This is a genomic window from Paenibacillus sp. FSL H7-0918, assembly GCF_038007025.1.
GTDB classification, from domain to species: domain Bacteria; phylum Bacillota; class Bacilli; order Paenibacillales; family Paenibacillaceae; genus Paenibacillus_AQ; species Paenibacillus_AQ odorifer.
Genome location: NZ_JBBOWJ010000001.1, coordinates 400,312 through 413,867, shown reverse-complemented (window position 1 = coordinate 413,867; position 13,556 = coordinate 400,312). Strand labels below are relative to the sequence as shown.

General features: G+C 45.7%; 18 protein-coding genes. 16 read left to right on the top strand and 2 right to left on the bottom strand.

Annotated features, from left to right (window positions below; all coding sequences use genetic code 11):
* The 7 genes from trhA to trmD all read left to right on the top strand — a co-directional run bounded on the left by trhA (position 1) and on the right by trmD (position 4,549).
* Positions 1-648, top strand: a complete 648-nt coding sequence (trhA, locus tag MHI15_RS01995; protein WP_076279607.1) for a PAQR family membrane homeostasis protein TrhA — start codon at positions 1-3, stop codon at positions 646-648.
* A 149-nt stretch (positions 649-797) separates the two neighbouring features.
* Positions 798-1,154, top strand: a complete 357-nt coding sequence (gene ylxM / locus MHI15_RS01990; protein ID WP_036688609.1) for a YlxM family DNA-binding protein — start codon at positions 798-800, stop codon at positions 1,152-1,154.
* A gap of 21 nt (positions 1,155-1,175) precedes the next feature.
* Complete coding sequence (gene ffh / locus MHI15_RS01985; RefSeq protein ID WP_036688607.1) at positions 1,176-2,564, top strand: signal recognition particle protein; 1,389 nt, start codon at positions 1,176-1,178, stop codon at positions 2,562-2,564.
* 54 nt (positions 2,565-2,618) lie between these two features.
* Positions 2,619-2,891 (top strand): 30S ribosomal protein S16, encoded by a 273-nt coding sequence (rpsP, locus tag MHI15_RS01980; RefSeq protein ID WP_036688604.1) that lies wholly within the window; start codon positions 2,619-2,621, stop codon positions 2,889-2,891.
* Between the two features lie 22 nt (positions 2,892-2,913).
* Complete coding sequence (locus MHI15_RS01975; protein WP_036688600.1) at positions 2,914-3,144, top strand: KH domain-containing protein; 231 nt, start codon at positions 2,914-2,916, stop codon at positions 3,142-3,144.
* A gap of 89 nt (positions 3,145-3,233) precedes the next feature.
* Entirely contained in the window at positions 3,234-3,758 is a 525-nt protein-coding gene (gene rimM / locus MHI15_RS01970; protein ID WP_036688599.1) for a ribosome maturation factor RimM, read from the top strand.
* Positions 3,758-4,549, top strand: coding sequence for a tRNA (guanosine(37)-N1)-methyltransferase TrmD (gene trmD, locus MHI15_RS01965; RefSeq protein ID WP_076279625.1), 792 nt, complete (start codon positions 3,758-3,760; stop codon positions 4,547-4,549). Before rimM ends, trmD begins: the two co-directional genes overlap by 1 nt.
* Before the next feature lie 603 nt (positions 4,550-5,152).
* On the opposite strand, the gene MHI15_RS01960 is transcribed toward trmD, so the two are convergent.
* Positions 5,153-5,329, bottom strand: coding sequence for a hypothetical protein (locus MHI15_RS01960; protein WP_341164069.1), 177 nt, complete (start codon positions 5,327-5,329; stop codon positions 5,153-5,155).
* A 205-nt stretch (positions 5,330-5,534) separates the two neighbouring features.
* Here MHI15_RS01960 and MHI15_RS01955 point away from each other — a divergent pair, with 205 nt between their 5' ends.
* Positions 5,535-5,765 carry a hypothetical protein gene (locus tag MHI15_RS01955; protein WP_036688596.1) on the top strand — a complete coding sequence of 77 codons (231 nt, stop codon included), beginning with the start codon at positions 5,535-5,537 and terminating at the stop codon, positions 5,763-5,765.
* Between the two features lie 58 nt (positions 5,766-5,823).
* On the opposite strand, the gene MHI15_RS01950 is transcribed toward MHI15_RS01955, so the two are convergent.
* Positions 5,824-6,774 (bottom strand): hypothetical protein, encoded by a 951-nt coding sequence (locus MHI15_RS01950; RefSeq protein ID WP_036688593.1) that lies wholly within the window; start codon positions 6,772-6,774, stop codon positions 5,824-5,826.
* Between the two features lie 412 nt (positions 6,775-7,186).
* Between MHI15_RS01950 and MHI15_RS01945 the strand changes: the two genes are divergently transcribed.
* The 8 genes from MHI15_RS01945 to MHI15_RS01910 all read left to right on the top strand — a co-directional run bounded on the left by MHI15_RS01945 (position 7,187) and on the right by MHI15_RS01910 (position 13,534).
* On the top strand, positions 7,187-7,477 hold the full coding sequence (locus tag MHI15_RS01945; RefSeq protein ID WP_051491579.1) for a hypothetical protein: 291 nt from the start codon (positions 7,187-7,189) through the stop codon (positions 7,475-7,477).
* 147 nt (positions 7,478-7,624) lie between these two features.
* Positions 7,625-7,969 (top strand): 50S ribosomal protein L19, encoded by a 345-nt coding sequence (gene rplS, locus MHI15_RS01940; RefSeq protein ID WP_036688590.1) that lies wholly within the window; start codon positions 7,625-7,627, stop codon positions 7,967-7,969.
* Positions 7,970-8,267: 298 nt separating this feature from the next.
* Positions 8,268-8,876 (top strand): signal peptidase I, encoded by a 609-nt coding sequence (lepB, locus tag MHI15_RS01935; RefSeq protein WP_036688589.1) that lies wholly within the window; start codon positions 8,268-8,270, stop codon positions 8,874-8,876.
* 29 nt (positions 8,877-8,905) lie between these two features.
* Positions 8,906-9,766, top strand: coding sequence for a ribosome biogenesis GTPase YlqF (gene ylqF, locus MHI15_RS01930; protein WP_036688587.1), 861 nt, complete (start codon positions 8,906-8,908; stop codon positions 9,764-9,766).
* A gap of 187 nt (positions 9,767-9,953) precedes the next feature.
* Positions 9,954-10,565 (top strand): ribonuclease HII, encoded by a 612-nt coding sequence (locus MHI15_RS01925; RefSeq protein WP_076100429.1) that lies wholly within the window; start codon positions 9,954-9,956, stop codon positions 10,563-10,565.
* 118 nt (positions 10,566-10,683) lie between these two features.
* A complete protein-coding gene (locus MHI15_RS01920) occupies positions 10,684-12,852 on the top strand; it encodes a DNA ligase (protein WP_341164068.1) in 2,169 nt (722 codons plus the stop codon).
* On the top strand, positions 12,849-13,151 hold the full coding sequence (locus tag MHI15_RS01915; protein ID WP_038571992.1) for an EscU/YscU/HrcU family type III secretion system export apparatus switch protein: 303 nt from the start codon (positions 12,849-12,851) through the stop codon (positions 13,149-13,151). The genes MHI15_RS01920 and MHI15_RS01915 overlap by 4 nt, the downstream gene beginning before the upstream one ends.
* Positions 13,148-13,534, top strand: coding sequence for a YraN family protein (locus MHI15_RS01910; RefSeq protein WP_076281600.1), 387 nt, complete (start codon positions 13,148-13,150; stop codon positions 13,532-13,534). Before MHI15_RS01915 ends, MHI15_RS01910 begins: the two co-directional genes overlap by 4 nt.
* Positions 13,535-13,556: the final 22 nt, after the last annotated feature.

Sequence of the window (13,556 nt, the reverse complement as noted above, 5' to 3'; positions counted from 1 at the left end):
ATGGCAAATACTCACACCTACACCCGGAGAGAAGAAGTCGCGAATGCGATTACGCACGGGATCGGAGCTGTATTAAGCGTCGCTGCACTTGTCCTGCTTGTTGTTTTTGCAAGTCTGAAAGGAACGGCATGGCATGTAGTCAGCTTCTCCATTTATGGAACGACAATGCTGCTTCTGTATCTCAATTCAACACTTGTGCATAGTCTCAAAGAGGGCAAGGCAAAGGATTTGTTCGAATTTTTCGATCACTCCTCTATTTATCTGTTTATCGCAGGCACGTATACACCCTTTTTGCTAGTAGCTATTCGGGGAACACTTGGCTGGAGTTTATTTGGTGTTATATGGGGAATCGCAGTATTTGGCGTTTTCTTCAAAGCGTTTTTTGTTAAAAAGTTCTTGTTCATGTCTACGGTATTCTACATTGCTATGGGTTGGCTGATTGTTATCGCCTGGAATCCTCTTTCGGCAGTGGTAGCGGACGGTGGTATGATTCTGCTGATGGCTGGCGGAGTGCTTTATACTCTAGGTACAGTTTTTTATGTATGGAGAGGGTTTCCGTTCCATCACGCGATCTGGCATGTATTTGTTCTTGCAGGCAGTGTCACACATTTCTTCGCCATATTGGTTTATGTACTGCCAATCCAATAATTTCAAGCGGATTTATCGCGGAAAATATGGATTTTTAATAAAGAAAGAGATGACAAGCAAAAGTGCTTGACATCTCTCTTTCTTTTAGGTATCATAAGGGACGTTGTGAAGGTGTAAAGTGTTTTTCCTTGACGAAGGGGTTGTCCTTAATGAGTCAGGAGAATAGGCTCGAGAAAACGAATCGTATCAATTTGCTTTTTGCCTTCTATGAACGACTGCTTACAGATAAGCAGCAAACGTTTCTTAAATATTATTTTCACGATGATTTTTCCTTGGGAGAGATTGCCGCTGAATTTGAAATCAGCCGCCAAGCTGTTTATGAGCATATTAAGCGCGCTGAGCAAGTCCTTGAGAATTATGAAGAAAAACTTGGACTATTAGTGAAACATGAGAGTCGTACTAAATATTTAGAAGAGCTGCGCAGACTGCCGGAGAATGGGATGCTGCCTGAGCAATATAAACTTCGGTTCGCGGAGATCGTGGATCGCTTGCAGAGGTTAGAGTAGCATGAAGGGAGAAATCTGCATATGGCGTTTGAAGGTTTAACCGGAAGATTGCAGAATGTGTTCAGCAAGCTACGCGGTAAAGGTAAAGTATCCGAAGAAGACGTAAACGAAGCTATGCGTGAAGTGCGGTTAGCCCTTCTGGAAGCCGATGTTAACTTCAAGGTAGTTAAAGAATTCGTGGCTAAGGTGAAAGAAAAGTCCATCGGCAAGGAAGTCATGGACAGCTTTACGCCTGGCATGGTAATTATCGACATCGTCAACAAGGAACTAACCGAGCTGATGGGCGGAAGCCAAGCGAAGCTGGCCAAGTCGAACAAGCCGCCGACCGTCATTATGATGGCGGGGCTACAAGGGGCTGGTAAGACAACCACTTCGGGTAAGCTAGCTAAGCTGTTACAGAAGGGCAATCATCGTCCGCTCCTGGTTGCGGGAGATATTTACCGGCCTGCTGCTATCAAGCAGCTGCAAGTGCTGGGAGAACAGATTAAGGTTCCTGTATTCTCACTTGGTGATCAGACTAGTCCGGTAGAAATTGCCAGACAAGCTGTACAACATGCGAAGGATAACGGACTTGATTATGTTATTATCGATACTGCAGGCCGCCTGCATATTGATGAAGAACTAATGGAAGAACTCAAGCAGATTCACAATGTTGTAAATCCTGATGAAGTACTTCTTGTAGTAGATGCTATGACGGGTCAAGACGCCGTGAATGTAGCCGAGAGCTTTAATAAACAGCTTGAGCTTACAGGGGTCGTATTGACGAAACTCGACGGCGATAGCCGTGGTGGTGCTGCACTGTCAGTAAAAGCTGTTACCGGTTGCCCGATTAAATTCGCTGCTTTAGGGGAGAAGATCGACGCGCTGGAGCCGTTCCATCCGGAACGTATGGCTTCGCGGATTCTGGGTATGGGCGACATGCTGTCGCTGATTGAGAAAGCCCAAGCGAACATTGATACTGACAAGGCTAAAGAAATGGAACGTAAGATGCGTAATGCAGAGTTTACGTTCGACGATTTCCTAGAGCAAATGGATCAGGTGAAGAAGCTAGGCCCTATCGATCAAATTCTTGATATGCTCCCGGGTATGAACAAAGCCAAGGGCATTAAAGATTTAAAGGTCGACGATAAGCAAATGGGACGCGTTGAAGCCATAGTTCATTCTATGACTAAGGCGGAGAAGCAACAGCCTGAGATCATTAACCATAACCGCCGCAAGCGTATTGCAACCGGCAGCGGAACCTCAGTCGCTGAGGTCAACCGCCTCATCAAACAATTTGATGAGATGCGTAAGATGATGAAGCAATTCTCCGGCATGATGGGCGGAGGCGGCAAAGCCTCCAAGAAAAATGCCATGAAGCAGCTTAAAGGTCTTGGTGGTGGAAAAGGGCTGAAATTCCCTTTTAAATGATCTTGAATGTCTGTCCAACTAATGTTGGAAACTATTATAAGGAGGTGATTTTTCGTGGCAGTACGTATTCGTCTAAAAAGAATGGGAGCGCATAAAGCGCCTTTCTATCGTGTAGTGGTTTCCGATTCCCGGTCCCCTCGTGACGGTCGTTTTATCGAGGAAATCGGTTATTATAATCCGATTGAACAACCGGCAGTAGTTAAGATCGATGAGGAAAAAGCTCTTAAATGGCTTCAAACAGGTGCGCAAGCATCTGATACCGTCCGCAACTTGCTTTCCAAAGCAGGCGTGATGAAGAAGTTTCATGAGCTTAAGCAACAGAAATAATGACTGATTGCGAGGGTCCTCTATGGAAGAATTAGTTGGAGTAATTGCTAAGGCTTTAGTGGATCATCCAGAAGATGTGACGGTACGGGCTGTGGAGAAAGAGCATTTGATTGTCTATGAGCTGTCCGTACATCCAGATGATGTAGGAAAGGTCATCGGCAAGCAAGGCAGGATCGCCAAGGCGCTCCGTACAGTAGTCACATCTGCAGCAGTCAAGAGCGATAAACGCGTAACTGTAGATATTTTATCTTAAATAATGCGTACAATGAGGGGCTAGGGATAGTATATCCCGGCTCCTTTTTGTTCAAATATATAGATGAAGCTTGTAGAGGAGAGGGTTATATGACGGAAGAATTAACCGTAGGCCGGCTTGTGAATACACATGGAATTCGCGGGGAGATTAAAGTATTATCCCATACCGATTTTCCTGAGGTTCGTTTCGCTAAAGACAAGAAGCTGTTCGTCATTCCTGCAGATGGCAGTGCAAAATTCGAAGTGACTGTAGAATCCGCTCGAGAGCATAAGGGTATGTTTATCGTTAAGCTTAAGGGATATACCAATATTAACGAAGTGGAAAAGTATAAGGGAAGTTTGCTTAAGGTGCCAAGTAATGATCTGGTTGATCTGCCAGAGAACGAATATTACTTCCACCAAATCGTTGGCTGTGAAGTTTATACGGATGATGCTGGAAGTGAACCGCTTGGCACAATTACGGAAATTTTACAGCCAGGTGCAAATGACGTGTGGGTTGTTAAGCCTGCTAAAGGTCAAGACATCCTTATCCCTGTAATTAACGATGTAGTGCTGAACGTGGACATTGAGGCCAAACGAATTACGGTTCACTTAATGGAAGGACTATTGCCATGATCAGAATTGATGTGCTAACGCTCTTTCCGGAGATGTGCGAAGGCGTATTTAGCACAAGTATTCTTGGTAAGGCACGCGAAAAAGGGATTGTATCTTTGAATGCTGTGAACTTTCGTGATTTCTCAGGAAATAAGCACAACAGTGTGGATGATACACCGTATGGCGGGGGCGGGGGTATGGTACTAAAGCCTGACCCGATCTTTGCAGCGGTAGAACATGTATTGGGGATCGAGGCTAGTCCTTTGGAGAATGGTGCTGAATCTGCAGTCCCGTCGCCTTCCTCTGTGAAGCCACGCATCATTCTTATGTGCCCACAAGGAAAGACCTATAATCAGAAGATTGCTGAGGAACTGGCACAAGAGCAGCATCTAATCTTTATATGTGGTCATTATGAGGGCTACGATGAGCGGATACGGGAGCATCTGGTTACAGATGAACTGTCGATTGGCGATTATGTGCTAACGGGTGGAGAACTACCAGCACTGACGGTTATTGATTCAGTAGTTCGGCTACAGCCAGGGGCGCTTGGAAATGAAACCTCTGCGATCACGGATTCGTTCAGTACAGGGCTGTTGGAATATCCTCACTACACTCGACCCGCTGAATTTCGCGGCTGGAAGGTACCAGATATGTTGCTGAGTGGCCATCACGCCAACATCGAAGTATGGCGGAGAGAGCAAGCGTTACAGCGTACACTTGAACGTAGACCTGATTTGCTCGAAAGTGCAGAACTAACATTGAAAGACAAGAAAACACTGGAACGTCTGAAAAATGAAATCAAGCCGGAGTAAAATTTTAATAAAACAGGCATATTTTACGTCTTTTTAACGTATCTTACGTTAAGGAGGCGTTTTTGTTATGTTTTAATTAAGTATAAGAAGGGCTATAATCTCGTATTTTTTTGCGTAATTTCCAAAACAAATGAGCATAGGTGCGTTGAACTCTTCTATTTGGGGTAATAGATAGAGGTGGCGTAATACTATATGCAGCTTACGATGCAGCAAGCTTAACTATTGAAAGGAATGAACTGAAGTGACTACGAAGACGCGTGAAGAATTCAAGCCTAGCGTGGACACGATCCACAAAGATGCGGAGCCGCTCCGCACCGTGAATGATATTATCGATTATTATACAAATCGCAAATCGTAATTCCCATTCGCCCTTTAAAGCTTGAACATATAAGATTAATAATTAAGTATGAATAAGCAAGTCCAATAAAACCATTAGAGTATAGCGAACGAAAGTTCACTACATCTAATGGTTTTATTGTGCTCTACTAAGAGGTCAAACCCTGTGATTCTGATCAGAATGTAAACGCCCCCTCTTCAAGGAGAATTAAAAACTCTTTGGAAAGGGGGCGTTTGGTTAACTATAAAAATTCGTGGAGGCGCATTCTACTCTTTGCTTGAGAGGCGATATACTCCTGTAAGTAGAGCGTAAAGCGCAAAACATACGAGAACAGTAACTGCCCATGCATAGTTGCGAACGGTATAGGTAAGCGATGATAAAATAATAAAGATGGTAATACGCAGTACGCCTTCCTTAATAAACTGTTTACGTGCTACATTCATTCGATTGGCCTCCTTGAATGGATAGGATGGTACGGATAACAAGCCGAAAATATGTCTTTCCTTATATATAACCTTTGGGAATACAAAAAATGCAGAGAACGGGAAGTAAATATCGATCCAAACAAATGACCTATGTAACTTAGCCGTTACCGACCTGTACTCCTCACCATAGAGTATATCATTACGAATGAGGAGGAGTACACTAGTGGAGGCTTATTATAATTGTTTACGTTGTAAGAATAGAAGGGTACGTATCCTGACTACTGATGGCAGACAGCATGAAGGTGTGATTACAGATGTGGACAGATATAATGTTTACTTAAGAACAGGATCCAATGGACCTGTGCAGACTTCTGCATTTTTTGGTTACCCTTATGCTGCTGACAATATTTTAACTCTCAGCTTGTTCACACTGTTGGCTATTGCATTAATCTGATATGATGATGCAAAAACAGACCGTCCGCTAATCCGGACGGTCTGTTTTTAGTGGTTGGTTACTCTACTGTAATTGCACCTATATCAGAGCTTAAGGACAACAAAGGACCTCCTCCGTTAACATCACGTTTGCCACCCTCAACCCCGGTGATCTGGCCTAGATCACTTTTAGCCACCAAGCTACATTTCACGCCATCGGCTAGAACAGCATTGAGGCTACCTACATTTGTTGTCGCTTTAAGACGGCTATCACTCTTCATTCCGGCTATATCCATGCGTATGCTTCCTGTATTAGACTCTAGAGTGGACTTACCGGTGATGTTAGCTCCTTCGATATCAATAGCTCCAACGTTGCTGACGACGCGGTAATTTCCGTCCAGATTGCGGAGACGAATTTGCCCGACATTATTGGTGATTTGATATTCATCCATACGGGTGGGGATCTCAATGGTATAGTTAATGCTAAAATCTGAATAACCGTATTTGTCTTGAGCCCAAGTCCATAAATCCTTCTTCGGATTTGATTTGGAATTTGTAGATACCTTCAGAGTATCGCCACTAACGTCTATTGAAATCTCAGCGTCATCCAAGATTTTCTGGCGGTCAGCTTTATGAGCGGAGCCGTTATGGGCTAAGATTGTCGCACTCACATTAATTTGATCACCCGTAGTTGATGTAACTTCTATTTCTCCCACTGCATTGTTCATGCTAAGCACTGAAGCAGAGCCGATCTCTTTAGATAAGGATAGTTCTTTGCTAATGCTGTTTGCTTTAACTTCGTCGACCACCTTGGTAGCTGTATCCTGAACGGCCTGTTCCACGCTTGCAGCGGCTTTACCTAGCTCTTGCTTCACAGCCTCACCAATATTTTGCTGCACATCTTCAGTAATATTCTTTCCTAGTTCATTATTAGCGGATTGCCTACCCGGTAACTCTGTGCATCCTGCCAGAAGTACGACGGACAAGACGGCTACAGCTGCCATTACGCTAGTTGTATTACTCTTTTTCATTGAATAAAATCCTCCTTATTTTTGGGTATATGTGTTCTTCCCTAAGCGCTACGTTATGTACGTACTTCTGTAAGTATAGCCTATGGGGATTTATTGTAAAAACGGCTGTAGGCGGGTTAATATACTGGACCAAAGACTAGGTATTTAAAAAGTGTTCACTACACTTCAAATTTCAATTGTGCTAAAATGAAATATAGATCTTACGCTCACATTAAAATCGGTAAGAGTACATATAAAAAGAGCGAAGATGCTCTCATATATAATCTTCAGCAGCTACTGAAAAGCGCTTTTTATAGTGAGATGTGCTAAGGCTAGTTTGCGAATACGATATAGACCGTTGCCTTACTTGCATCACAGGGCGGTCTTTTTATTTTCTTACCTCAAGTAAATCATGAAGAGCGGAGGGAGCCAGATGAAATATGTAGTTATTTTGCTTGTCTTGCTAGCGCTGGGTGTTGGGTATTATATCGTTCAGAAAAAGAAAACAAGCAGCTCAAGCGATCCTTTGCGCACGACTAGCAGTAATGTGATCTCAATGGATAGTCATCGCAAAGCCAAACAGAGTCCAGGGGAGCAACCTTGCTCTTCTTGCAAGAAGAAGAATGGGAAGTTGATCTTCTATGCTCAAGACAATGGAACCGTGGTCGGCTTGTGTAAAGACTGCCAGTCTAAGGCAAAAAAAAGAGATATGTTACCGTTATAAAATAGAAAAATAAGTTGTATTAGCCCGTCCTTTATGATATTATTAACTCTGTTGTGTGGAATACGGTGGTCCGCTGCGGATAATGAGGGAGAGCTCAGATCTCTCCGGAAGAGGCAAGAACACCTGTACGGAAGGAGGAAGTCCTTAATGAATATCCTACAAGCTATTACGCAAGAGCAACTTCGTAAAGATATCCCTAGTTTTCGTCCGGGTGACACTTTGAAGGTGCATGTAAAAGTTATCGAGGGAACTCGTGAGCGTATCCAGTTGTTCGAAGGCGTTGTAATCAAACGTCGTGGCGGTGGAATCAGTGAGACTTTTACGGTTCGTAAAATTTCTTACGGTGTTGGTGTGGAAAGAACATTCCCAATCAACTCGCCTAAACTCGAAAAAATCGAAGTGGCTCGTCGTGGTAAAGTGCGTCGTGCTAAGCTTTATTACCTTCGTGAACTACGTGGTAAAGCAGCGAGAATTAAAGAAATTCGTCGCTAGAATAGTGACAGAGGAGAGGGGCTTGAGTTCAAGCCCCTTTCGCTTTATTTTTTTTTGGAAATATAAGAAAAGCATAAGTTTTACGTTATACATTATTCTTATATTTCTCGCATAAACGCATACCGTCCTTAAAAGGACGCTGAGGGCGTTTTAGCTTGGTATACAATGCGTGTGACATATACGCTTGGGGATAAGCTTCTCCGAAAAGGCCTCCTGAAGGAGTATCTGTGGAGGGGTTTTTGGCAGGAGTTTTTTTGTGTTGTATAGTAAGAGTAGTATTAAGAGAGGACGGTGAACTATGCAGCAGGAACAAAGCGAAACTTTGGAATCAAGCGAGCAGAACCCACGTAAACAGAAAAATGAAGTGCTGGAATGGGTCAAGGCCATTGCGATTGCTTTAGTTCTGGTTATACTGATTCGCTGGCTTTTATTCAAGCCTTTTATTGTAGATGGACCTTCCATGCAGCCTAATTTCCATACGGGAGAACGTGTTATCGTTAATGAAATTTTATACGATATAAGATCTCCGCAGCGGGGTGAGGTTATTGTATTCCACGTGCCATCTGAAGGCAGAGATTTTATTAAACGTGTAATTGGTGTGGCTGGAGATACTGTGAAAGTAGAAGGAGATGTAGTTACAGTTAACGGTGAGGTTGTTAACGAGACTTACATCCAAGGCGCTATTGATGCTGCGCATAGTAACAACGCTCTGTATAATAATAAAGATTTTCCAAATGAAAAATTCACGGATGGTACTGTACCAGAAGGACATATTTTCGTTATGGGGGATAATCGCTCGGATAGTACAGACAGCCGGATGATTGGCTATGTGCCGCTGGGTGATATTGTGGGTCGTGCAGATTTAATCTTCTGGCCGATAAAAGATATTACACTGATTAACCATTAAGTTGACAGAAGTCAAAGGAGGTGACGGCAATGGCCATTCATTGGTTTCCTGGTCATATGACGAAGGCTAGGCGGCAAATCGAGGATAAGCTGAAGCTGATTGATGTTGTTATAGAGTTGCTCGATTCCCGTCTGCCGCTTTCCAGCCGCAATCCGATGATTGACGATATTTTGCGGGACAAGCCGAGATTAATTATTTTGAACAAAGCGGATCTGGCGGATCCGGAAATTACTCGGAAGTGGCTGGCGTACTTTAAGGAACAAGGGCATGTTGCCCATCCTGTGGACGCATCTACTGGAACAGGCGTTAAGGAGATTCCGGAGCAGGTCAAGCTGCTGTTGAAGGAAAAAATTGATCGGCAGATCGCAAGGGGAATGAACCCACGGGCTATGCGCGCATTGATCGTCGGTATTCCTAACGTCGGTAAATCAACGCTGATTAATCGAATGGCTGGTAAGAGTATCGCTGCTACGGGTGATCGCCCAGGGGTTACTAAGGGCCAGCAGTGGATTAAAACAGGAGGTAATCTGGAGCTTCTGGATACTCCTGGTATCTTATGGCCGAAGTTTGAGGATCAAGACGTGGGTTACCGCTTGGCCGTGACGGGTGCGATCAAAGAAGAAATCCTGAACATTGAGGACATTGCTTTTTATGCAGTGAAGTATTTGGTCAAGGATTATGGTTCCAGATTTCAAGAACGCTTTGGTATTGAGAAGCTTCCTGAGGATCTTGAGAACCCTGATGAGATCGTTGCAGTTATGGAAGCCGTGGGCCGCAAACGCGGTTGTCTGATTAGCGGTGGACGTGTTGATCTGGAAAAAGCTTCACGTGCTTTGCTGCATGAGCTGCGGGCAGGTAAGCTTGGTCGTTTTACGCTGGAAACACCTTAAAGGCGTTTAAATGAATGGGTATGGAAGAGCCATCCGGAAATTTTCGGGGGCTCTTTTTTTTGCCGATTTGGATCAAATTGGAGTGGTTATTTGTACATGACCATGTGAGCTTTACTATGGTAAGCTGACTTATGTAGTTTATAGAATAATTTATAATTGGCGGTGACAGATCGTGAGTACGATAGATATGTTGAGTTATGAAAAAGAGGGCTGGGAACAGTCTTATCGCCGTATAGCCGGCGTAGATGAAGTAGGCAGAGGTTGTTTGTTTGGGGATGTTGTTGCAGCAGCGGTGATTTTGCCGGAAGGGCTTATTATTGATGGCGTCAACGACTCTAAGAAGCTTACAGCGAAAAAAAGAGATGCCTTATTCGAGATTATTATGGAGCAGGCGATAGCTATTGGTGTAGGTTATGTGGATTCCCGCATGATTGATGAAATTAATATTAAACAGGCTTCTCGTCTGGCGATGAAAAAAGCGGTAGAAGGTCTTAGTCATACCCCGGACTATATGTTAATCGATGCTGAAAAAGTTGATCTTCCGTTGCCGCAGCAGGCGATCATAAAAGGAGATGCAAACAGCCAGTCCATTGCGGCAGCTTCGATTATAGCTAAAGTAACAAGAGATAGACTGTGTGAAGGGGTGTGGGAGGAATTATACCCTGATTATGGGATTGCGATACATAAAGGTTATGCGACCAAGCTTCACAGGGAACAAATTACGGCGTTAGGTCCGACACCTATGCATCGGCGCAGCTTTATTGGGAAGATTCTTGCTGAACAGCAAACCCTTTTTTAGAAATATCAGAATATAAAAGACGCCAAAGGCGTTTAAGCTTGGATGAATTCACCGCTCAAAAAAGTCGGATTAATACCGATATAGTAAGAAGAGAGAAAATGGAGGGAGGAGAAACGGTATGAATATCGGAACATTGATCCGTGGATTGCTCGGGGATAATAAACCGGGAGCAGCCAAGTCTTTGGAATTGAAGGAAGGGCAGGTTGTACGTGGTGTTGTATTGTCTGTCTCGGATTCGGGAAAAGAAGCCGTTGTGCAGATTCAAGGTACACCTGTTCGTGCGGAGTTGGAAACACCACTACTGCCAGGAGAGACCCTGAACTTACAGGTTGGAGCACCCGGAGAAGGCGGATTGCCCGTATTGAAGCCGGTCTCCCTCGGCGAAACGGTGTTAGCCACCCCGCAAAACATGGGCGAGGCATTGGAATCGCTTGGGCTTACTGACTCCAAAGCGGGTCGGGAAATTGTGTTGGCGATGCAGTCGGGTGGTATTCCGCTTACCAAAGAGACAGCGGCGATTCTGGATGCTGTAATGAGTGCGAAACCTGCGGGCGTGCCGACCTCAGAGTGGCTTGATGCAGCTGTCATTTCTGTAAAGCGGGGCTTGCCGGTTACCCCTGAAAGTGTGAAAGGATTGCAGCAGGCGGTTTTTGGTCCGCAGCTTCATCAGCTTTTGTCAGCGCTCGAAGAACAGATTACGATTTGGGCAGGTCAAGTCGCCGGTGAAGAAACAACAACAGCCGAAGCTAAAACTGGAATGGGTACCCCAACCGGAAAGCTGAATGCTCCTGTAACGACAGGTACGGGCGCTGTGATTAACGGGGAAGTGGTATCAGCAGGTGATGCTGATGCGGAAATGGACCAGGTGGCGGTTAAAGGAACTGGACAACCTGTAAGTAAACCTGCTGAAGGTAGTGGTGGTGTTACTACTACAAGCGGAAGTGCTGCTGCAACAGGAGGGGCAACGGGAGCCGGAGTTATTTCTGATGAACCAATAATTCCTTTGAATTCAGTGAAATCAGAAATATCAGGAAGTGCAGCTGCAAGTACAGCTGAAACTCCTGAGAATGAAACCGGTATTGTAACTGCCAAGCCAGTGGTCCCCGAAGAGGCTGGTGAGGTAGTTCAGCTCTCGAAGAGTGGAAATACTGGTGAACCTTTGACTGGGAAAATAACTTCTACGCTTGCTTCAGGAACTCAGAGTAGTGCTGCTAACACGCAAGGGGACGGAATTGTAAGCAATCAAAATAGTTCTAATCAGAGCGAAACTCATGGCAATGAAATGAGTCTAAATAAAGATAGAGCGCAGGGTAGTGTCAGTGGCGCGATTACAAGCGCCACTGGATCAGCAGGTGCAGATAGCCAAGCTGCTGCGGGAAGCCAAGCTGCTGCGCCTAGCGGGGCTGCTCTGCTCGCGAAGCTGCAGGGCGTGCTCACCGAGCTGCGCGGCAGCATGCCGCAGCTCGCGAATATCCCGCCCGCTGACGCGGCGGGACAAGATCCTGCCCCCGCGCCGGCAGTGCCGCGCGGGGAGACAATGGCTGCTGCGGCTTCGCCGGTGCAGCCAGATACCGCCCCACCCGCGGATGCGGAGTCGTGGGTGGGGCGGGTGTTGAAGCTGCTCGGTGCGGAGCACGAGCAGCAGGCCGTGCGCGGCGCTTTGCCGGCCGCGGAGACGGCGCGAGCGGCAGCGGGGACAGCTGCAGCCGCGCTAGGCAGTGTCGGCGGGGAGCAAGCTGCCGACACGTTGAAGGGCGTGCTGCTGCAGCTTATGAGCAGCAGCGAGGTGCCTCCCGCGGTAAAAGATGCCGCGAGCGGGCTAGTGCAGCAGCTGACAGGCCAACAGCTGCTGCTGAATACAGATCGGACTGCTCCCTTCGCGCAGGTTACACTGTTCTTGCCGCTGCAAGGTCCAGATGGGCAGGAAACTGCATCGGTTCATATCCAGTCCAGGCGGGGCCGCAAAGGGGAGCTGGATGCAGCTAACTGTCGATTGTGGTTCGATTTGGACATGAAGCAGCTAGGGCAGACATTGGTAGATGTGCAGGTTGTAGATCGAATCGTTAGTCTTAAGCTTCATAATGATCATCCGTGGGTGCTTGAGCTGCTGGAGACGCGGCGTGAAGATATAAAAACTGCAGTAGAATCCATCGGTTATCAATTATCAGGTTTAAGAACCGAACCCTTGCCAGAATTGAATTTGCCTAAAGAGCTTGCTGGCTCCAATACTAATAAGTTTGTTGATTATGTTCCTGAGGCTTACAAAGGAGTGGATTACCGTATATGAATGAGCCTGTACAGCCAATTTCACAAGGGCTCAAAAAAGCGGTCGCTCTCAAATATAGTCCCGGACAAAACGAGGCCCCTGTCGTAGTAGCCAAGGGACAAGGCGCGATAGCAGACCTGATTCTGCAAAAGGCTAAGGAGAGCGGGGTTGCTGTTCAGGAAGATGCAGCCCTCGTGGAGGTTCTTTCAAAGCTTGATCTGGACCAACAGATTCCGTCTGAGCTCTATCAGCTGGTGGCGGAAATCCTCAGCTTTGTGTATCAGAGCGATCGTTCCGCTGGTGAACGGGGACAAGAATGAAAGAGCCCTATGTAAGAAAGCACTATAACCGCAAAGAGAAAGGAGCTGCTGCAGAGAACGGAGCTGTGCAGTACCTATCTTCTAGCGGGTATATGATATTGGAACGGAATTGGCGTTGTCGTACTGGAGAGCTTGATATCATTGCGGAGCGTGAAGACTGTATTGTTGTTGTCGAAGTTCGTAGCCGCAGTGGAGAGCTGCTTCAGGGAACTCCAGAAGAATCGGTGAATGCTCGCAAAATAAACCAGGTTCGGAGTACAACACAGGTTTATTTGCATATGAAAGGTTATGAGGAACGGCGGGTTTCTTTTGATGTAATTAGTGTCTTGTTAAATGACGATCTTAGCCTAGCTTCACTTAGTCATATTCGCGAGGCGTTTTAAGAGTAACTCTATTTTCTCATGC

Excerpts from the sequence above, each read along its gene's own strand:
- trhA (WP_076279607.1), top strand. The coding sequence starts at position 1 with ATGGCAAATACTCACACCTACACCCGGAGAGAAGAAGTCGCGAATGCG.
- ylxM (WP_036688609.1), top strand. The coding sequence starts at position 798 with ATGAGTCAGGAGAATAGGCTCGAGAAAACGAATCGTATCAATTTGCTT.
- ffh (WP_036688607.1), top strand. The coding sequence starts at position 1,176 with ATGGCGTTTGAAGGTTTAACCGGAAGATTGCAGAATGTGTTCAGCAAG.
- MHI15_RS01975 (WP_036688600.1), top strand. The coding sequence starts at position 2,914 with ATGGAAGAATTAGTTGGAGTAATTGCTAAGGCTTTAGTGGATCATCCA.
- rimM (WP_036688599.1), top strand. The coding sequence starts at position 3,234 with ATGACGGAAGAATTAACCGTAGGCCGGCTTGTGAATACACATGGAATT.
- MHI15_RS01960 (WP_341164069.1), bottom strand. The coding sequence starts at position 5,329 with ATGAATGTAGCACGTAAACAGTTTATTAAGGAAGGCGTACTGCGTATT.
- MHI15_RS01950 (WP_036688593.1), bottom strand. The coding sequence starts at position 6,774 with ATGAAAAAGAGTAATACAACTAGCGTAATGGCAGCTGTAGCCGTCTTG.
- MHI15_RS01945 (WP_051491579.1), top strand. The coding sequence starts at position 7,187 with ATGAAATATGTAGTTATTTTGCTTGTCTTGCTAGCGCTGGGTGTTGGG.
- rplS (WP_036688590.1), top strand. The coding sequence starts at position 7,625 with ATGAATATCCTACAAGCTATTACGCAAGAGCAACTTCGTAAAGATATC.
- lepB (WP_036688589.1), top strand. The coding sequence starts at position 8,268 with ATGCAGCAGGAACAAAGCGAAACTTTGGAATCAAGCGAGCAGAACCCA.
- ylqF (WP_036688587.1), top strand. The coding sequence starts at position 8,906 with ATGGCCATTCATTGGTTTCCTGGTCATATGACGAAGGCTAGGCGGCAA.
- MHI15_RS01925 (WP_076100429.1), top strand. The coding sequence starts at position 9,954 with ATGTTGAGTTATGAAAAAGAGGGCTGGGAACAGTCTTATCGCCGTATA.
- MHI15_RS01920 (WP_341164068.1), top strand. The coding sequence starts at position 10,684 with ATGAATATCGGAACATTGATCCGTGGATTGCTCGGGGATAATAAACCG.
- MHI15_RS01915 (WP_038571992.1), top strand. The coding sequence starts at position 12,849 with ATGAATGAGCCTGTACAGCCAATTTCACAAGGGCTCAAAAAAGCGGTC.
- MHI15_RS01910 (WP_076281600.1), top strand. The coding sequence starts at position 13,148 with ATGAAAGAGCCCTATGTAAGAAAGCACTATAACCGCAAAGAGAAAGGA.